Annotated in this window: 17 protein-coding genes and 1 pseudogene; 16 read left to right on the top strand and 2 right to left on the bottom strand. The window is 64.7% G+C overall.

The genetic code is table 11. The features are described 5' to 3' along the window. Positions 1-44: 44 nt before the first annotated feature. The 12 genes from GK109_RS18795 (at position 45) to GK109_RS18740 (ending at position 12,945) form a co-directional block, all read left to right on the top strand. A complete protein-coding gene (locus GK109_RS18795) occupies positions 45-944 on the top strand; it encodes a CPBP family intramembrane glutamic endopeptidase (RefSeq protein WP_157242004.1) in 900 nt (299 codons plus the stop codon). A gap of 121 nt (positions 945-1,065) precedes the next feature. Then, positions 1,066-1,596: a hypothetical protein gene (locus tag GK109_RS18790; RefSeq protein ID WP_370460697.1), complete on the top strand. Its 531-nt coding sequence runs from the start codon at positions 1,066-1,068 to the stop codon at positions 1,594-1,596. Further along, positions 1,593-1,787, top strand: a complete 195-nt coding sequence (locus GK109_RS18785) for a hypothetical protein (RefSeq protein ID WP_157242003.1) — start codon at positions 1,593-1,595, stop codon at positions 1,785-1,787. The genes GK109_RS18790 and GK109_RS18785 overlap by 4 nt, the downstream gene beginning before the upstream one ends. A 57-nt stretch (positions 1,788-1,844) precedes the next feature. Continuing rightward, entirely contained in the window at positions 1,845-2,717 is an 873-nt protein-coding gene (locus GK109_RS18780; protein WP_370460696.1) for an HNH endonuclease, read from the top strand. A 231-nt stretch (positions 2,718-2,948) separates the two neighbouring features. Further along, positions 2,949-3,572: a hypothetical protein gene (locus GK109_RS18775; RefSeq protein WP_370460695.1), complete on the top strand. Its 624-nt coding sequence runs from the start codon at positions 2,949-2,951 to the stop codon at positions 3,570-3,572. 170 nt (positions 3,573-3,742) lie between these two features. Continuing rightward, positions 3,743-4,765 carry a LacI family DNA-binding transcriptional regulator gene (locus GK109_RS18770; RefSeq protein ID WP_157242002.1) on the top strand — a complete coding sequence of 341 codons (1,023 nt, stop codon included), beginning with the start codon at positions 3,743-3,745 and terminating at the stop codon, positions 4,763-4,765. A gap of 143 nt (positions 4,766-4,908) precedes the next feature. Then, on the top strand, positions 4,909-6,201 hold the full coding sequence (locus GK109_RS18765; RefSeq protein WP_157242001.1) for a sugar ABC transporter substrate-binding protein: 1,293 nt from the start codon (positions 4,909-4,911) through the stop codon (positions 6,199-6,201). 71 nt (positions 6,202-6,272) lie between these two features. Continuing rightward, the gene (locus GK109_RS18760) at positions 6,273-7,241 is read left to right on the top strand and encodes a carbohydrate ABC transporter permease (protein ID WP_157242000.1); all 969 of its coding nucleotides are present in this window, start codon (positions 6,273-6,275) and stop codon (positions 7,239-7,241) included. A 1-nt stretch (position 7,242) separates the two neighbouring features. Then, a complete protein-coding gene (locus tag GK109_RS18755) occupies positions 7,243-8,121 on the top strand; it encodes a carbohydrate ABC transporter permease (protein WP_104998153.1) in 879 nt (292 codons plus the stop codon). A gap of 2 nt (positions 8,122-8,123) precedes the next feature. Beyond that, positions 8,124-9,641, top strand: coding sequence for a glycoside hydrolase family 32 protein (locus GK109_RS18750; protein WP_157241999.1), 1,518 nt, complete (start codon positions 8,124-8,126; stop codon positions 9,639-9,641). Positions 9,642-9,774: 133 nt separating this feature from the next. Beyond that, entirely contained in the window at positions 9,775-10,854 is a 1,080-nt protein-coding gene (locus GK109_RS18745; protein WP_157241998.1) for a glycerophosphodiester phosphodiesterase, read from the top strand. Between the two features lie 234 nt (positions 10,855-11,088). Further along, a complete protein-coding gene (locus GK109_RS18740; protein ID WP_157241997.1) occupies positions 11,089-12,945 on the top strand; it encodes a substrate-binding domain-containing protein in 1,857 nt (618 codons plus the stop codon). Positions 12,946-13,084: 139 nt separating this feature from the next. Here the strand turns inward: GK109_RS18740 and GK109_RS18735 are convergent, their stop codons facing one another. Together GK109_RS18735 and GK109_RS18730 are read right to left on the bottom strand one after the other, a co-directional pair. Further along, positions 13,085-13,858 (bottom strand): hypothetical protein, encoded by a 774-nt coding sequence (locus GK109_RS18735; RefSeq protein WP_157241996.1) that lies wholly within the window; start codon positions 13,856-13,858, stop codon positions 13,085-13,087. 207 nt (positions 13,859-14,065) lie between these two features. Further along, a complete protein-coding gene (locus GK109_RS18730) occupies positions 14,066-15,034 on the bottom strand; it encodes a metallophosphoesterase (protein WP_157241995.1) in 969 nt (322 codons plus the stop codon). A 361-nt stretch (positions 15,035-15,395) separates the two neighbouring features. Here GK109_RS18730 and GK109_RS18725 point away from each other — a divergent pair, with 361 nt between their 5' ends. From GK109_RS18725 to GK109_RS18710, 4 genes and pseudogenes are all read left to right on the top strand, one after another. Then, positions 15,396-16,088 (top strand): histidine phosphatase family protein, encoded by a 693-nt coding sequence (locus GK109_RS18725; RefSeq protein WP_157241994.1) that lies wholly within the window; start codon positions 15,396-15,398, stop codon positions 16,086-16,088. A 24-nt stretch (positions 16,089-16,112) separates the two neighbouring features. After that, complete coding sequence (locus GK109_RS18720) at positions 16,113-16,667, top strand: DUF3090 domain-containing protein (protein WP_157241993.1); 555 nt, start codon at positions 16,113-16,115, stop codon at positions 16,665-16,667. Next, positions 16,667-17,434 (top strand): SCO1664 family protein, encoded by a 768-nt coding sequence (locus tag GK109_RS18715; protein ID WP_157241992.1) that lies wholly within the window; start codon positions 16,667-16,669, stop codon positions 17,432-17,434. The genes GK109_RS18720 and GK109_RS18715 overlap by 1 nt, the downstream gene beginning before the upstream one ends. Before the next feature lie 69 nt (positions 17,435-17,503). Beyond that, positions 17,504-19,041, top strand: a pseudogene (locus GK109_RS18710) (DUF222 domain-containing protein). The last annotated feature ends 203 nt before the right edge of the window (positions 19,042-19,244 follow it).

Below are 19,244 nucleotides of genomic sequence, written 5' to 3'. Positions count from 1 at the left end.
GAAGGGAAGCTGAAGGTACATCAGGCGTAAACCGGGAGGATCTCATGCTTGCCCTTCGGACATCAGTCCGGAAGCATCCGCTGTGGTGGTATTACGGCATTACTTTCCTCTTGTCATGGGGCAGCATTGTGCTGGCCGTATGGGCCTCCACCGGCGGCCTGTCGCCCACCCCGGAAGAGTTCCAGCTGACGGTCCCGGTCACCGTGCCGGCGATGCTGCTCGGGCCGGCTGTTGCCGGCCTGCTGCTGACGGGAGTCGTGTCCGGACGGGCAGGGTACCGCGAATTATGGTCGCGCCTGCAGAAGTGGCGCGTGGGCGGCCGCTGGTACGCCGTCGCCCTGCTGGTCGCGCCAGTGACGATGGCCGCCGTCGTGCTGGGCCTTTGGTTGTCCTCCGCGGATTACGCACCACGGATCGCCACGGCAGAAGACAAGGCCGGCACCATCGTCATGGCGCTTGTGCTAGGGCTGGTGGTCGGGCTCCTCGAAGAAATCGGCTGGACCGGGTTCGCCATCCCGAAGGCGCGCCGGCGCCTCAGCGTGCTCTGGACCGGAATCATGGTGGGAGTGCTGTGGGGTGTATGGCATTTCTTTGTGAGCTACTGGGGCGGCGGCGGGACAAACGGCGGCATACCGCTGGAGATCTTCCTGTCCCTATGGTTCGTCGCCGTGCTCGTGGGGCAGCTCACCGCCTACCGTGTGCTCATGGTGTGGGTCTACGACCACACCGGCAGCCTGCTCCTGGCAATGCTGATGCACGCCAGCCTCGCGACGTTCCAGTTCATCCTGAACCCCCTGACGCCCGGGATCCCCCAGCAGGTCTACCCGTGGGGCCATGCGGCAACAGCCTGGCTGGTCGTCGCCGTCGTCATGCTGGTCCGCCGCGGAGACCTGACACGGGGACCTGGGACCCTTTCGGCCCGGAAACCCATCCACCATTCTTGAGGGGACGTGGTCCGACGACGTTGCGGCCGTCCAGGAGGAAAGGATCCTGGGCCGCGAAGGCGTGTGGCAGGAGCGGGGTGTCAGGCGGGCCGGCCGCTCTTCCCCGGCCTATGCTGGCCAGGTGACCCCTGCACCGACCCCCAGCACGCTTGATGTCGTGGTGCATTCCGGACCGGCTGACTGGTGGGTGATCCTTGCCGGCCTCGGGCCGTTGGCCGTCCTCATCGCCGCCCTGCTCGCCTTCTACATCAACTGGCGCACGCTCAAGCAGCGCACCACAGCGGACAAGACGGCCCTGGACCAGAAGCGGGAAGCGGACGCCCGGGCCCTGATGCAGAAGACTGAAGCGGACAGCCGGGCCGAATGGTGGCGGCGGACCCAGTGGGCGCTGGACCGGGCGCTGGACCAGGACGAGGGAACGAAGGCCCTGGGACTGGCCACCCTGGAAGTGCTGGCCCGCAGCGAACTCGCGCGCACCGAGGAACTCGAGTTGTTCGACATCGCGTGGAAGAGCGTCTCCGGGGATGAGAACGGGGACGACCCTGGGGAGGAAGGAAACACCGGCGCGGAGATGCCGTTCATGGACGCCGGCCGCAACATGGGCGAGAATGGAACGACGGATGAAGACACAACCAAGGAGGCTGGACCATGAGCGCAGCGTCGCCTGAACACCGGTTTGTCCATCCTCCGCGGAACACTTCCGCCAGTCCCGCCCCGAAGAAGGCCACCCCGGCTGAGCACCGGGTCCAGGTTGCGGCCGCCAGGCTGCGCGTCACGCTCGATCAGCGTCTGGGCCGCGAAACACCCGCAAAGACCAAGGCGCTGGCCAAGGAACCTATCTAGGTTCCGCTCGGATGGCTGTGGTACCCGACGCACAGCACGTGCTGGATTAGGTGAGTAGTGGCTGCAGTCCTCCTTGGATGGAATCCCAACGCATGGGACCGCTGGGACTACCGTGCCGCCGTCGAGCAGGTGGAACAGTCCGGGCGGTTCCTGCAGCGCTGGAGCATTGGCCACGCACTGCATGTCCGGCCGGGGGCTGAGGCCTGGCTCCTGGTAGAGGGCAGCACTGACGCAGGTTCCGGGCTCATCGGACATGGGGTGGTGGTGTCCGAACCCTACGCAACCATGCCACGAGGGGAACGCGAAGACGCCGCCTGGCACGTCAGCGTCGCTTTCGATGCCCTGCTCCCCCTCGGCGAGCAGATACCGCCGGAGGCCATCAGCCATGCCGTCCCCGGGATGGCCTGGCGCGACATCACCTTTCGTTCAGGCATGGACCTTCCACCAGGGGCGGAGCCTGGCCTTCGCCGGCTGTGGCGGGAGCAGGGGCCGTCCGCCGTTGTCCCTGCCCAAGTGGTTTCCGGGACCTATCCCCTGGCCGCGGTCAGCAGTATGGAGGTGAACCGCTACGAGCGGGACCCCGAAGCGCGCCGGATGTGCCTTGCTTTCCATGGAACGTCCTGCGCTGCCTGCGGGTTCTCTTTCGAGGCCTCGTACGGCGACACCGGCACAGGCTACATCGACGTCCACCACGTAGTGCCGCCGGAAATGCTCGGGGCCGGGTACCAGCTGGATCCCATTGTCGACCTTGTTCCGCTGTGCCCCAACTGCCACGCCCTGGCGCACCACGGGGTGACAGAACCACGCACAGTTTCGGAACTCCGGAACATCATCGCTGCTGCCGGCCATCTGAGGGGCGAGGCGGTAAGCCCCCGTGCCCTCCAGGCGCAGGATGACGCCCGGCGGATTCTCGAGGGCCGCCAGGACTGACCAGGTGGCCGTCCCTGAGCCTGTCCGGGGACCTTATGCCCTGTTTCCTCCGGCGGCTAAGCCGCATCCTAGTCGCGGGACCTGTAGGCGCAAGGAGCGGAAACAGCCATGCCAACAAGACGGAAAAGCAGTCGAACTGCCGGCGCACCCGCACACGGCGGGCCGGGCGCCTTGAGCCCGGCCGGGGCCGCCTGCCGGTTCGGGTTCCGGGTGGCAGTGGCTACTGTCGGCGTGACGGTCCTGACATTTGCGCTTGCCCTGACGGCACTGCCGGACAAGGTCCCCTACCCGTTCACTGGCGACGGAATCCCTCAGCAATGGCCCGGTGACTATTACTGGCTGTTTCCGGCGATGGTCCTGATGCTGCTTTTCGTGGCGTTGGTTGCCGTGCTTCATCAGTACGCACCGGATAAAAGCAAGACCTACAGTTCGCTGGCGCTGTGCCTCGAGGTGATCGCGGCGACTGTCCTCCTGGTCAACTACTACATCCAGGCAGTGGTCATGCCCACCAGCCTTGAAAAAGGGCAGCTTGACGGTTGGTCCATTTTCACGCAGTACAACCCCCACGGGATCTTCATTGCCTTGGAGGAACTGGGGTACCTGCTCATGACCCTGGTCTTCCTCTCCCTGGTGCCTGTGTTGTCCACCCGGGCCAGGCTTGAGCGGAGTATCCGGTGGCTGTTCCTGGCCAGCTTCGCCGCGGCAGTGGCCTCCCTGGCTGTCGTGGTGGCGTTGCGCGGCATGAACCGGGAGGACGTCTTCGAAATCATCATCATCAGCATCGCCTGGCTGACGCTGATCGCCGGAGGGGTCCTCCTGGCTGTCCTTTTCAGGCGCGGACCGCAGGTGGCGTAAGCCTTCGACGGCGGCTCTGCCTGCCAACAGCGGTGCCCGCACGGCTCTTGCACACATTGTCCGCGGCCCCAGGAAACCCAGGTTTTCCAAACTCGCCCCTTGACGGCTGCAAAACGTTTTGCATATAGTGATGCAAGCAACATACAAAACGTTTTGCAAAGGAACGGTCGATGGCGACGAAGGTAAACATCCGGGACGTAGCGAAAGCTGCAGGCGTGTCCGTGACCACTGTGTCCCACGCCCTGAGCGAAGCGCACAGCTCCCGGGTGAATGCCCGGACTGTCGAGCACATCAAAGCCGTCGCCGGCGACCTCGGCTACGCACCGAACCGGTTGGCGAGCGGACTGCGGAACCAGCGCTCCCAGATCCTGGGCCTTGTCAGCGACGAGATCACCACCACCCCCTTCGCCGGCGCCATGATCCAGGGCGCACAGGACGCGGCTTCCGAGCACGGACACCTGCTGATGGTGGTCAACTCCGGCCTGGACAATGAACTGGAGCGCCAGGAGATCCGGGCACTGCAGCAGCACCAGGTTGACGGAATCATCTTCGCCCGGATGTTCAACCAGCTGGTGTCCGTACCCGATGAACTCAGCGCGGTTCCCACCATCGTGCTGGACGCCACCACGGACAACCCCGGGCTGTCGTCGGTAGTGCCGGACGAATTCGGGGCCGGCGAGTCCGCTGCCGAACTCCTGGTGGCGGCAGGCCACCGCAGGATCGCCATGATCAACAATGAGGACGACATTCCTGCCGCCCACGAACGGCTCGCGGGTTTTCGTTCTGCCCTGGACCGCCATGGACTGGAGCTGCCGGCGGACCGCCTGGTGGCTGGGCATCCGAGCACTGCCGGCGGGCGTGCGGCTGCACTGGATCTGCTGTCCGGAACGGAACGGCCCACCGCGTTGTTCTGTTTCAACGACCAGATGGCCATGGGCGCCTACCAGGCAGCCGGCTATCTTGGCCTGGACATCCCGGCGGACGTCTCGATTGTGGGGGTGGACAACCTGGAACTGATTGCCGACGCCCTCTGGCCGGGGCTATCCACCATGGCCCTCCCCCACTATGAAATGGGCCGGTGGGTGGTCCATAAGCTGCTCAACGAACTTGAGAACCCCGGCGCACCCCGGGTGCATGAAAAGATCGCCTGCCCGCTGGTCGAGCGGGACTCCGTGGCCCCGCCCAGGAACTGACCTGCAGAGCCCCCGGGCCAGGTGCTGTTATCCGCTTTCCCTAATTCCCCCAAAAAAGATCGGGAACGCAGCCGTTGCAGCGGCCGCGTTCCCAGCAGGACCCCGTCACACCCCTCCACCCTGTCTAAGCAGAAAGACTGATCATGAACAAGAAGCTCACCAAGGTCCTGGCGACCAGCATAGCCGCCGTCGCCCTCACCGCCACCCTCGCCGGCTGCGGCAAGGGCAGCGCGTCCTCCTCCAGCGAAGGTTCCGGGGAGATTGCCCTTTGGACCCACAACGCCGGTAACCCGGACGAGCTGGCTGCGGTCCAGAAGATCGTGGACTCCTACAACGGCAGCCAGGACAAAGTGAAGATCAAGGTCCAGGCCTTCCCGCAGGACTCCTACAACGACTCTGTCGTTTCCGCCGCCGCCGCGGGGAACCTCCCCTGCATCGTGGACATCGATGGCCCCAACGTGCCGAACTGGGCGTGGGCCGGATACCTGAAACCCCTGGAACTGGATGCCGACCTTTCCAAGCAGCTCCCCAGCACAGTGGCTGAATGGGACGGAAAGCCCTACGCGGTGGGCTACTACGACGTCGCGCTGGCCATGATGGCACGCACCTCAGACCTGGAGGCCGCCGGGGTGCGGGCTGCCACCATCGAGCAGCCCTGGACCAAAGAGGAGTTCCAGGACGCCCTGACAAAGCTCAAGGCCCTCGGCAAGTGGGAGCACCCGCTGGACCTGGGCACCGCCGGCACCGGCGAATGGCTTCCGTACGCCTACTCCCCCTTCCTGCAGTCCTTCGGCGGAGACCTGGTCAACCGCGACGGCTTCCAGAGCGCCGAGGGCGAGCTCAACGGGGACAAGGCTGTGGCGTGGGCCGAGTGGTTCCGCGGCCTGGCCGACCAGGGATTCATCGCCAAGAAGAGCGGCAAGGATTCCACCCAGGACTTCCTGAACAACAAGAGCGCCATCGTCTACACCGGTTCATGGGCTGCGGACAAGGCAAAGGCCGCGCTCGGTGACGACCTGGTGGTTATGCCCCCTGTTGACCTGGGTGAAGGCCCCAAGATCGGCGGCGCCTCCTGGCAGTGGGGCGTCACCAGCGGCTGCAGCAATTCCGAGGCCGCCATGGACTACCTCTCCTACTCCCTGAAGCCGGAGAACATCGCCGCCGTCGCCAAAGCCACCGGAGCCATCCCCGCCAGCAATGAGGCGGCAGCCCTGATCCCGGCCTTCGCCGAGGGCGGCGCCAACCGGATCTTCATGGACTTCTCGCGTGAATACGCCGTCATGCGCCCCGAGACACCCGCCTACCCCTTCATCGCCACTGAATACGGCAAGGCCGTCCAGGACATCCTGAACGGCGCAGACCCGAAGTCCACCCTGGACAGCGCCGTGAAGGCGATAGACGCCAACATCAAGTCCAACGGCGGCTACAAGAAATAGCCGGAGCACGCCGGAGGGATGCGCCGCAGCGCGCCGCATCCCTCCGGCAGCCCGACCTACGGAGACCCCTCATGGCAACTTCCCACCTTCCCACCCGCCCACGTCCGGCCACCCCCGCAACTGCCGTGCCGCCGTCGAACGCTAAACCCGCCGCGCACCGCCGGCCCGGCTTCCGCCGGGACCAGCTCAGCGGCTGGGGCATGATCGCCCCCGCGGCGGTGCTCCTGCTGGCCTTCATCTTCATTCCGGCCATCCTGGGCTTCGGCCTGGCCTTCACCAACGCCCGGCTCATCTCGCCGCGGCCGGTGGAATTCGTGGGCGTGGACAACTTCGCCCGGCTCTTCACCGACCCCACGTTCTACCGCGCCCTGCTCAACGTCGCCTACTTCACCGTGGTCATCGTTCCGGTGCAGTCCGGCCTTGCCCTGGTGATGGCGCTGCTGATCAACAAGAAATTCCGCGGAGTGAACTTCTTCCGCACCGTGTACTTCCTGCCTGTGGTCACCTCCATGGTGGTGGTCTCGCTGCTGTGGCTGTTTATGTACCGCAAGGACGGCCTGGTCAACGAGATCCTCGCCGCCGTCAGCTTCGGCCTGATCGACGGGCCGGACTGGCTGGGCGATCCCAACACCGCAATGCCGGCCATCATCATCCTGTCCATCTGGCAGGCCGCCGGCTTCCACATGATCATCTGGCTGGCCGGACTGCAGGGCATCTCCGGCGAGCTCTACGAGGCGGCGCAGCTGGACGGCACCAGCCGGTGGCAGCAGTTCCGCTACGTCACCTGGCCCGGCCTCTTCCACACCCGGAGCCTGGTGCTCGTGACCATCACCATCCAGGCCCTTGGCCTCTTCGACCAGATCAGCGTAATGACCCAGGGCGGGCCCATGGATTCCACCACAACCATCATTTACGAGGCAGTCCAGTCCGGCTACCGGCAGCAGGAAACCTCCTACGCCTCCGCCATCTCACTGGTGTTCTTCGTCCTCGTCCTGATCGTCTCCGTGGTGCAGCGCCACCTCACGCGGGAGAAAGACTGACATGAAAAACCAACTGCTCCTCAGAAGCGCCGGCACCATGCTGGTGCGCATCCTCTTCGCGGTCGTCGCTGCGTTCCCCATCGTCTTCATGCTGGTGTCCTCGCTGAAGCCGGACCAGCAGATCTTCGGCGACATGTCCTCGCTGGCCGCGTTCCTGCCCATCGGCAACATCTCCTTCGACAACTACGCAGCCGTGTTCGACCGCGTCCCGGCAGCCCGCTTCCTGCTCAACTCGGTGGGCGTCTCCGCCGTCACCGTTGTCCTGGGCATCTTCGTCAACAGCCTCTGCGCCTTCGCACTGTCCCGGATGCAGGTCCGCGGCAAGAAGATCGTGTTCACCGCCATCCTGGCCACGCTGATCGTGCCCTTCCAGACCCTCGCCCTGCCGCTGGTGTGGTGGGTCAACCAGCTCCCCTACTTTGAACTGAACGGCTTCAGCCTTGAATTCTCCAAGGGCTGGCTGGACACCTACCAGGTGCAGATCATCCCGTTCATCGCCAACGCCTTCTCCATCTACCTGTTCCACCAGTACTTCGAGTCCATCCCCAAGGAACTCGACGAGGCCGCCCGCATTGACGGGGCCGGCTGGTTCAAGATCTACCGCCAGGTGGTCATGCCGCTCTCCGGACCGGCGACGGCCACGGTGGCGATCCTGACCTTCCTGCCGGCCTGGAACTCCTACCTCTGGCCGCTGATGGTGGTCCAGTCCGAGGAACTGCGCCCGGTGATGATCGGCATCCAGTACTTCTTCCAGCTGAACGTTTCGTGGGGCGAGGTGATGGCATACGCTTCCCTGATCACCGTTCCGGTGGTGGTGCTTTTCATCGCCTTCCAGCGTTCGTTCGTCAACAGCATCGCCTCCAGCGGTGTAAAGGGCTAACCATGAATTCATTGACGACGGCGGCGGGCGCCACGTTGGCTGCCACCGACCAGTACCGGCCCGCGTTCCACTACACCGCCGAACGGAACTGGCTGAACGATCCGAACGGGCTGGTGTACCTCAACGGCACCTACCACCTCTTCTACCAGCACAACCCGTTCGGCGCTGACTGGGGCAACATGTCCTGGGGGCACGCCACCTCGCGGGACCTGCTGCACTGGGACGAGCAGCCCGTGGCCATTCCGTGCGACGAACACGAGGCCATCTTCTCCGGCTCGGCGGTATTCGATCAGCACAACACCAGCGGCCTCGGCACAGCGGCCAATCCCCCGCTGGTGGCCATTTACACCAGTGCCTACAGTGACGCCGCGCCGCTTCCGGGCCGGCAGGCGCAGTCGCTCGCCTACAGCCTCGACGAAGGCCGGACCTGGACCAAGTACCACGGCAATCCCGTGCTGGACCGCGCGTCCGCGGACTTCCGCGATCCAAAGGTTTTTTGGTACGACGGCGGCGCCGGAAGTTACTGGGTGATGGTCGCCGTCGAGGCGGTGCAGCGCCAGGTAGTGCTGTACAAGTCGGCCGACCTGAAGGCGTGGGAACACCTGAGCACCTTTGGCCCTGCCAACGCCACCGGCGGCGTCTGGGAATGCCCGGACCTGTTCGAGCTGCCCGTGGACGGGAATCCGGAGGACAGCCGGTGGGTCCTCATTGTGAACATCAACCCGGGCGGCATTGCCGGCGGCTCCGCGGGACAGTACTTCGTGGGAGAGTTCGACGGCGTGGCGTTCCATTCCGGATCGACGGTCACCGAGGGCCTCCAGAAGGACAGCAGCCGGATGCGGGAGTACGGCTGGCTGGACTGGGGGCGGGACTACTACGCCGCCGTTTCGTTCAGCAACGTGCCGGACGGGCGCCGGATCATGATCGGCTGGATGAACAACTGGGACTACGCCCGCGAGACGCCCACCGGCGGCTGGCGCAGCGCCATGTCCCTGCCGCGGGAGGTGTTGCTGACCCAGGTGGACGGGAAAGTGATGCTTCGGCAGCAAGCCATTGATCCGTTGCCGGAGCGGGAAACAGGGCACGTCCGGCTGGGGCCGCAGCCCTTGGCGTCCGGCGTTCTGGACGTTCCGGCCGCCGCATCCGTGGCGCGGATCGACGTTGAGCTGGAGCCGGGCGCCGCGGCGGGAGTGGGACTGGTGCTTCGGGCGGGGGACGATGAGCGGACGGTCCTCCGCTACGACACTTCGGACGGGATGCTGCGGCTGGACCGCCGCGAATCCGGGCAGGTTGCCTTCCACGAAACCTTCCCGTCGATCGAAGCCGTGGCCGTGCCCCTGCAGGGAGGCCGGCTGCGCCTGCGGGTCTACCTGGACCGCTGCTCGGTGGAGGTTTTCGCCCAGGACGGGCTCGCCACGCTCACTGACCTGGTGTTCCCCGGGGAGGCGAGCACGGGCCTGGCCATCTTCGCCGAAGGTGAGGGGGCGCACCTCGTGGTGCTCGACGTCGTCGGCCGTTGAACCTTCCGGGAGTACGGTCTTAGTTCATGCCTGCGTAACGTCCCCGCCACCTGTTCGCTGTTCTTGGTTTCATCTGGATCCCGAGACTTGGTGTGCCCTTTCACCGGGCACCCCCCAACTTGGAGATTGACAGATGAAATACGCAAAGCTGCTGACCGCTGCGGCCATATGCACAGGAATGGCGCTGGGAACATCCCTTCCGGCCCAGGCCGCCGACACCAACCCCAACGGCACGGACAACCACTTTGACCTCCAGGCGCACCGCGGCGGGCTGGGACTGACCGTGGAGTCCACCCTGGCGTCCTTCGCCAAGGGCATCGAAACAGGTGTCTCCACCCTTGAACTGGACCTGCAGATCACCAAGGACGGCCGCGAAGTCGTCACGCATGACCGGAAGATCAGCGACAAGAAGTGCGCCGACACCGCCCCCGTCACCCCCGGAGACCCGCAGTTCCCGTACGTTGGCAAGTACATCAAGGACCTCACCTTCGACCAGGTCCGCAGCCTGGACTGCGGCTCAAAGACCCTGCCGCAGTTCCCGGGCCAGCAGGCGTCCCCAGGCGCCAAGATGCCTACCCTCGCCGAAGTTTTTGCCCTGGTGGACTCCTACCGGGCAAGCCAGGTGAAGTTCAACATCGAGACGAAGGTGGAGGCCGGCGCGCCCGAGCAGACCGCTCCCCGGGAACAGTTCGTAAACGTGGCACTGAAGGAAATCAAGGCTGCCAACATGCAGTCCCGCGTTTCCATCCAAAGCTTCGACTGGGGCGCACTCCGGCTCGTCCAGGAGATGGACCCGCAGATCCGCACCGTAGCCCTGACCAACAAGGACTTCCTGCAGGCCGGCAAGCCCGGCAGCTCACCCTGGTTGGGCGGCATTGATTCAGACGACTTCGGCGGTGACCTGGTGGACGCGGCCGCGTCCCTGGGCTTCGACGCCGTTTCCCCCGTCCACGGCACGCCCCAGAACGGAACCGTCACTGACCCCGGCTATGTCCCGTATGTCACGGCGGACATGGTGAGCCGGGCACACGCCAAGGGGATGCAGGTCATTCCCTGGACGGTGGACGACAAGCCCACCATGCGTGCACTCATCGACACCGGAGTGGACGGCATCATCACCGACTACCCGGACCGCCTTCGCAACGTCATGGCCGAGTACTCCATGAAGCTTCCGAAGCAGTTCTCGCTGGAACCCGGAGCTGCCCGGCCGTAAAGCCGGTGCCGGCACCAAGCGGGCCCTGCACGGTATTCCGTGCAGGGCCCTTTTCTTGGCAAAATGTGAATCACAACGCTCAGTTCGCGCCCGCCGGGTTTATCCTCAAAGTGCGTCTCCGGTTGCGGGGGCATTCGGGCGGGGGCTAGGCGCAATCGCGGTTTCACTACCGCGGGTCGGTTTCATGTTTGTATTCACACCGGGGAAACCCGGCGGAAGCCAAAGGAAACGTGCATGGGCCGCCGACGCGCAGCAACTGACCCGATTTATCCACGCTGGATCTGGACTGCCGCAGCGGCAGCCGTGGCACTCCTGATCGTAGGCGCCGCATTCGTGCTGCGGGCGGTGATTTTTCCCGCCGATTCAGGAGGGGGCGGCGCATCAGGCACGCCTCCGGTAAGTGAATCCCTGGCGCAGGACAGCCCTGCCGCCGCCGCCGGGAGCGCTCCCTGCATCCCCTTGAATATCCTCACTTCGCTGGAAAACGCGGACATGGTCCGTGCCCTGGCCGGCGGGTACACGGCGAAACCCCGGAGCGTGGACGGCAAATGTGTGGCTCCTGCAGTGATGCAGGAAAAATCGGGAGTCGCTGCCGGCAAGGTTGCTGCACAATTCTCCGGTGCGCCGGCAGGTGACAGGCCCGCCATCTGGCTGCCGGACTCCTCCGCGTGGTTAAGAATCGCACGGGAAGGTGCCGGTGGGAGCCTTGTCCCCGATGAAGGAACCAGCCTCGCCCGGAGTGCGATTGTGGTGGCTATGCCGGAGACGATGACCGCCGCGCTCGGCTGGGACAGCAACCCGCCGTCGTGGTCTGAGGTCTTCCGGATGGCCGGGGAACAGGATGTGTGGGAACGCCAGGGCCATGGCGACTGGGGAAAGTTCAAGTTCGGCAAGGCCAGCCCGCTCGTCTCGACGTCGGGCTTGATGGCCCTCGCAGCTTCCTACGGTGCCGCCGGCGGCAGCGTGGGAGGTTTGGAGGGCATGGATCTGAACGCACCATCGCTGGTGGAGAAGGTGCGCGACGTGGAGCTCGGCACCAGCCACTACATGGCCACTCCCGAGCATTTCCTGTGGCACGCCAGGCAGGCTGACGACGCCGGGCGGGTCTCGGAGTTCCTTTCCGCGGTGATCGTGGATGAAAAGTCTGTTTGGGACTACAACCGGGGAGTCGTCAGCGAGGACGGCAAAACGAAGCAATCCGGTCCCGCGCCGAAGGAACCCCTTCGCGCCATTTATCCCGACGACGGCGTGCACGTAGCGGACAACCCCGCAGTAATCCTTAACGGTGACTGGGTGGGGCGCCAGCAGCGCATGGCGGCCGAGGACTTTCTCGCCTTCGCAGTAACGGAACAGGGCCAACACGTTGTGAAGGCATCCGGGTATCGCAGCATCCAGGGGAAGCTGGATGCCGGCGTGGCCGCGACCGGACGGTACGCTGAGACGCTCCAGCCGCTGCCGCTTCCCAAGGGCAAGATGCTTAACGACATCAAGGACAGCTTCGCCGATGTCCGGAAGCGGGCCAGGGCCCTGTTCCTGCTGGACGTCTCCGAGTCCATGGTGCAGGAAACCGGAGTGACCAAGCTGCAACGGGCCAAGGACGCCGTGCTCAAGGCGCTGGATCATTTCGTCGGGGAAGATGAGATTGGGCTTGCTGCCTTCTCCCAGGTGGGCGACGGTCCCCTGACACCGGGCATCGTAAGCCCCGTAGCTCCCTTTGCAACCAACAAGGACGACCTCAAGGCCAAGCTCGCTGAACTTAAGGCCGTAGATGCTACGCCTCTTTTTGAAGCGGTGAGCCGCTTCGCGGGCGAACAAGCGAAGGAATACAAGGACAGCTTCATCAACACCATCGTGCTTTTGAGCGACGGAAAAAACGACACCACCCATCCGGGGGACCTGAAGGGTCTCTCGGAACAGTTGAGCCGCCAGAACCATTCCACGCCGGTCCTGGTTTTTACCCTCGCTTACGGTCCCGACGCCGATGTCCCCACCCTTAGGGAGATCGCTAAGGCCAGCGGGGCCCACTACTATGACGCCACCGATCCAAACAGGCTCGAAGAGGTGCTCAGCGAACTGGTGACCAGTTTCTAGGGCCGCCCGCCACGAGAAATCCTGCTGCAGCCTGACCACCTCCACGATGCCAGTGACGTCGACGGCGGTGCCCACTGCCGCGCTGAGCAGCTTCGAAACCAGGGCTGCTTCGTAGGCTGCGTTGGAGAGGTGCCGGATCTTAGGGCAGCCCGACCACCGCGCCGAGGCCGCGCCGGGCAACGACGTACCCCCAGAGCAACAACGCGTGTGGACGGGTTCCTCGCCAGTTCAAGGGGACCGAAGCGCCGCTCTTCTCAAAGACAATGGCCGCCCACCGGCGTCGCACCAGCCCGGGCCGGCGCAGGCGGAGTTTGTCGAGGGAGGCATACGGGATCCAGTTCCCTGCATGTTGCTTTGCAAGGCTTACCGCCCGCACTGGCGTCACAGTGGTGCGCTGAAAACGGGGGTTATCGCCGTGGTCCAGAGGATTGTGCGGGATGGTTCCGGCGGGCAGGATAAGGATTCCGTTCATGTTGACCCAGACCTGAACCCGCCGGCCGTCGCTGGTCGCGTCCCCGGAAACCAGGCGGCATAGGTCGTCGCTTTCCGGAGCTTCCACCGCATCCTGAGATTTCTGAGCCGTGGCGGACGGGCTGGACGGGCCGGTGCCGTCGACGTCCGGGGCATCAGTCTGCCCGGCGTAATGCGGGTCATGTGCTCTCCTGTTGGCGGCTGCGACAGCCTGCATCACTGCTGCGCGCAACCCATCGGCGCACAACCGGGGTGCGTCAACGGCGAACACCTCCCGATCGAGCTGGACAACCGAGCGGACACCGGCCTGCTCTCCCATAAGTTCTGCCAGGTCGTCATAGTCGGGACGTACAAGCAGACCCACTTCGTCGTCCAGTCCCACCTGCCAGCCATGGCCGGAAATCTCGGGTTCCACCTCGAAGGCGACATCAATCCAGTCCACCAACTCGGCCGCACGAACCGGCCCAAGATCTCCCCCGCGATGCACGGCATGAGGAGTCCCAGACGCTGGACCACGTCAGCGGCGTGAACAGTACAATCATGCTTGTTCAGTTGGTGATGCACCATGTTCGTCCGCACCCACTCGAGTTCGACTTTCCTTCGGCAAGCACGAGTCTAGGGCACCTCGCCGTCGTGGGTGACGCCGCGCTCAGACCTCGTATGCAGGCGCGCCTATTGGGACGATCCGGTTCGGCTCGCGTCCGAAGCCCTCAACCACCAGGCGGTCGTCGTAAGCCTGGACAGTCGCATATGAATTCACCGTCGTGTCGAGCATGCCCTTGAAAGTCATGAAGTGGGTGCCACCGGCGAAGCCGTAGTTGCCTGCATGGTTGTGGCCGTTGAACCAGGCGACCACATTGTCGTACGAGGTCACCAGGTCCACCAGTGTGGTGTCGTTGTAGGCATTGTGCTGGTCAAGGGGGAAGACAGGGTGGTGCGCGTTGAGCACAACCTTTTCGCCGTTGTGGCGAGCGAGTTCAAGGGTCTGCTCAATCCAGGCGAGCTGCTCCGGACCAACACCGCCGTTCCAGGTCTGGCCGTTCGGCTTGCCAGCCGCCTGCAGTTCGGCCCGCATCTTTTCGGCCAGTACGTAGTTGGCGGAACCTTCGGGGTTGCCGTAGGTGCTGACGTCGTTCGTGTCCACGATGATGAATCGCCAGCCGTTGCGGCGAAACTGGTGGTACGACGCCGGCATGTTCATGGTGCGCAGCACCTCCTCGCGGGGCATCTGGAAGTCATGGTTGCCGAGTACGTGGTACTTCGACATCCGCAGCTGCTCCCAGATGGGCATCACGGCATCGAAGCTCTCCGGAAACTCGTCGACGAAGTCGCCGAGGTGCAGCGCGAAGCGGAGGTCTTCCTCATTGAGGGTGGCCACCGCCTCCTGCAGCTTGCTGATGGACTGCCGGTAGAGCCGGACACCGCGGTCGGGCTTGTCAGCGTACTGGCAGTCGGCGATGACTCCGAACCGCAATGGCGGCTCGGCGCCGCGGGTAGTTGCGGCTGCTGCTGGGGCCCCGGCGACGGCGAAAGCGGCGGCCGCACCGGCACTCATGCCCAGGAAGCTGCGGCGGCTCTGGCCATGGCTGATGTGGGATGCGGGGAACTGGATCGGCATCGTGAGCTCCTGGGTGATAGGGAAAGGAACAGCACGAGCCAAGCAGCGCCAGGTGACGCTGCGGCAACGCAGCAGGGGCTACACCGTAAACTTCGGCCAAAGTCCCAAGGGACAACAAAAATGGTGCCGTGGCAGTTCGGCGGGCCGCGATGCTGTGTCTTGACCAAATGAAAAGGTGGCCGACGGCGGCAGCGCGTGCCATCCACCAGCGACTCCACCCGCACCGTCATGCTGCGGGCTATTGCCTACCCAGGTCCTCGACGGGCACGCTTACTCCCTTCCGAAGGGCCGATGCCAGCGCCGGACAAAATCTTCATGGGTCCGGGGACACCGCCGTCGAGCGGGTAGATAGGCTGGGTGGATGGCGACAGTTATTCTCGTGCGGCACGGCCGCACCACAGCCAATGCCACTGGACTGCTGGCCGGGCGGGCCGCCGGTGTCAGCCTGGACCAGATCGGGCGCGAGCAGGCGGCCTTGACCGGAGAACGGCTCGCGGCAGTGCCCGTAGTTGGGGTGGTGTCGAGCCCTCTCGAGCGTTGCCAGCAAACTGCCCAGCTCATCCTCGACCGCCAGGCCGGCAATCCGTACGCGCCGGTGGAACCCGATCTCACCGAGTGCGATTACGGCCAGTGGCAGGGCCGCATGCTCAGTGATCTCGCAACCGAAGACCTGTGGTCCGCTGTGCAGTCGCAGCCGTCCGCCGTCGTCTTTCCCGGCGGTGAATCCATGGCCGGGATGCAGGCTCGGGCGGTAGCAGCGATTCGGCGCCACGATGCAGCCTTCGAAGCCGAGTACGGGCCGGGAGCCGTTTGGGTGGCGGTGAGCCACGGTGACGTCATCAAATCAATTGTTGCCGACGCGCTTGGCATGCACCTCGACCTGTTCCAGCGCATTAACGTGGGCCCTGCCTCGGTATCGATCGTGCGCTATGGCGCCACACGACCAAGCGTCTACGCGACCAACACCGATGGCGGGGATCTGTCCTGGCTGTCGAACGGCATCCAGTCCGTCGACGCGCCGGTGGGCGGCGGTGCAGGGCAACGGACGCCATGAAGCGCCTGTGCCTAGAATGCTCTTATGCCTACACGTGTTCATGAGTTCGACTGGCCTGATCGGGTCGTCGTTGGCACCATTGGCCTTCCGGGGGCACGAACGTTCTACCTGCAGGTGCGGGCAGGGACTCAGATCGTAAGTATCGCCATGGAGAAGCAGCAGTCGGCCCTGCTTGCGGAGAAGATCGACGAAATCCTCGACCAGCTTCTCAACATCGAGGGCAACCCCCACAGCGTTCCCACCAGTACTCCCGTTGAACTGGTTGACAATGACCAGCTCGAGGCCGTTCAGGAGCAGTTCCGGACGGGCGCCATGAGTTTGGGCTGGGACCCGACGACAGCGCAGGTCGTGATAGAGGCCTACCCGATCACTGATGTCGACGCTGATAACGACGACGAATTGCTTGATGAGGATGACGCTGAAGTGCCCGAAATGCTACTGGTGCGGATGCCGGTTGGCACCGCCCGCGCATTTGCCAAGCGCACGCGGGAGGTTGTGGGCGCCGGGCGTCCTGCGTGCCCGCTCTGCGGTTACCCCGTAGACGCGGACGGGCACGTCTGCACTTTGCCCGAGGCCTGATGCCGGCGCCTGACCTGGTGACGGCCGAACTGACGCTCACCGGGCGCATTACGACGGCGTCGAACGCCACCTTCGTGGGCAGCATCGGCGATACGACAGTTGTCTATAAGCCCATAGCCGGGGAGAAACCGCTGTGGGATTTTCCCGACGGCGTCCTTGCCCACCGGGAGGTCGCCGCCTACCTGGTCTCGGAGGTCCTCGGCTGGAACGTGGTGCCTCGCACCTGGCTGCGCGATGGCCCGTTCGGCGAAGGGATGGTGCAGCTGTGGCAGGAGACAGACCCCGGCCAGAACGCCGTGGACCTCATTGCGTCGGACGACGTACCGGAGGTCGGTTGGAAACACGTCCTTGAGGGGCAGGATGAGAACGGACGGATGGTCGCCCTCATCCATGAGGACTCTCCGGCGCTCAGACGCATGGCGGTGTTCGACGTCGTCGTAAACAATGCCGACCGCAAAGGCGACCACATCCTTGCCATGGCGGGCGGCCACCGGCACGGCGTGGACCACGGGCTTACCTTTCACCGTGACCACAAACTGCGCACGGTGCTGTGGGGGTGGCTGGGAGATGCCCTGACCGTCGAGGAACTTGAGGGCATCGACCGTGTCGGCGAAGGACTGGACGGTGAGCTGGGCCGAAACCTGGCGGACCTGCTCAGCGCCAAAGAAGTCGCCTCGCTCGCCGCGCGCTGCGCCCGGTTGCGCTCGGCGGGTAGGTTCCCGGCTCCGAGCGGTGAGATGTCGGCGGTGCCCTGGCCGCTGTTCTGAGGGAATCACGCTACGGGCTTCGCAAGCTGGTGCACAAAAAATGTCACACCCTCCTTCAATAATGGGTACATGGCAAGCGAAGCGGTGGAAAAGGCTTTTGGGGCGATCGACGACGCGATTGCCATAATTCGCGCCGAAGTCGCCCGGCCCCATCGCGGGCCGGCGTCGGACACCGACCCTCTGGCCGCCGTGGCTGATGAGTGCTTGGACGTCCTTGCCGGGAGCGCACGGGCCGAAGCTCGGATCGCGGCATTGAAGGCGGAGGCAGCAGCTACCTATGCGGACTCGGCGCGGTCGGCGGCGCCCGTAGACATGCCGGCCCAGCCCAGGAAATGGCAATAGCGGCCGAGGTGGGCTGCGTCCTGGCCATCGGCGATCGGGCCGCAGGCATGCTGCTGGAACAATCCCATGCTCTAGCTACGTCCCTACCCCGGACCCTGTCAGCCTTGCAGGCGGGAACTGTTTCGTGGCAACACGCCAAGGTCATGGTGGACGAAACCGCCACCCTCGACCGCGACGCAGCGGGGGCACTTGAAGCCCACTTCCTCGGGGATGATGCGGCCTCTCCTGCCCGCGGCTGTCCTGTCGGCGAGATGCCCGCCTTCAGGTTCCGGCGGAAGGCCAGGACCTGGCGCGAACGGCACCACCCCGACAGTATCGAAAAACGCCATGCCAAAGGAGTGCAGGACAGATGCCTGGAATACACCCCGGAGCAGGACGGCATGGCGCGGGTGTCTGCCTACCTGCCGGCGGACCAGGGGGCTGCGATCTGGAACCGCATTACCGCCATCGCCCGGGGCCTGCAGGGGCCTAACGAGGCCCGGACGCTCACCCAGTTGCGGGCGGACGTATTCGCAACGGCAGCCCTGCGCAGCGACAACGGCTGCACCCGCTGCAGCAACGGCGTCAGCGGCGCGACCGGGGCTGGGCCGGATGCAGGGGCCAGCGGTCTTGCCGGTCTACCTACGCCCCGGGCCGAAATCCTGGTTACCGTTCCTGTCTTCTCCCTGCTCGGGGCGACGGAGGAGCCGGCCATGCTCGACGGGTTTGGACCCATTCCTGCCTCCATGGCACGGAATCTGGTGGCCAATGGAGCGGACTCGTTCCACCGGGTGCTCGTGGATCCACGGGACGGGGCACCCTTGGAGATCGGACGCTCGAGTTACCGGGTCACAAAGGCCATGCGGAACTGGCTACGGATGCGTGACGGCAAATGCCCGTTCCCCGGGTGCAGCAACCATTCCCTGGACAACGAAGCCGACCACCTCTTGGCCTGGCATCACGGCGGAACCACCGGGATCAGCAACCTGGGACAGCCCTGTCCACGGCACCACAGACTCAAACACGCCAGCGGCTGGAGACCGACGCCGGCAACAAAAAATGAGCCGCCCGGCTGGGTCTCACCATCAGGACGGAACTACAAAAGCGAACACCAGGACTGGGAGCCGCCCCACTGGCCGCGTTCGATCGCGCCGGAAGCCGGCGAATGGAAACCACAACGGCTTTACCCGCCTATGCCCACCACCGTGGGCGGGACCGTGGACTACCTTAAGGTACCGCCATCTGCCGCAGAACAGTTCCTGCGCGCCTACCTCAGTGCCAACTAACTGCCGGCAAAGCACAAGGGACCACGCACAAATCGTGCGGAGTCCCTTGTGTCAGATCCGAAAGGTATCGCGGCAGGGGTTGTGAGACCGAGGCCTAGTTGGCGGCTTCCGCCACATGCGAAACGCCAAGTATCCGCGGTTGGGAACATCCTCGTAACTGACATCAGCCCAGACCTAGTTGGCGAACGAGAGGGATACCGTGC

Origin of the sequence: Pseudarthrobacter sp. GA104 (assembly GCF_009741265.1) — a bacterium.
GTDB lineage: Bacteria > Actinomycetota > Actinomycetes > Actinomycetales > Micrococcaceae > Arthrobacter.
Note: the sequence above shows the minus strand (reverse complement) of the source record. Positions and strands in the feature narration are given on the sequence as shown.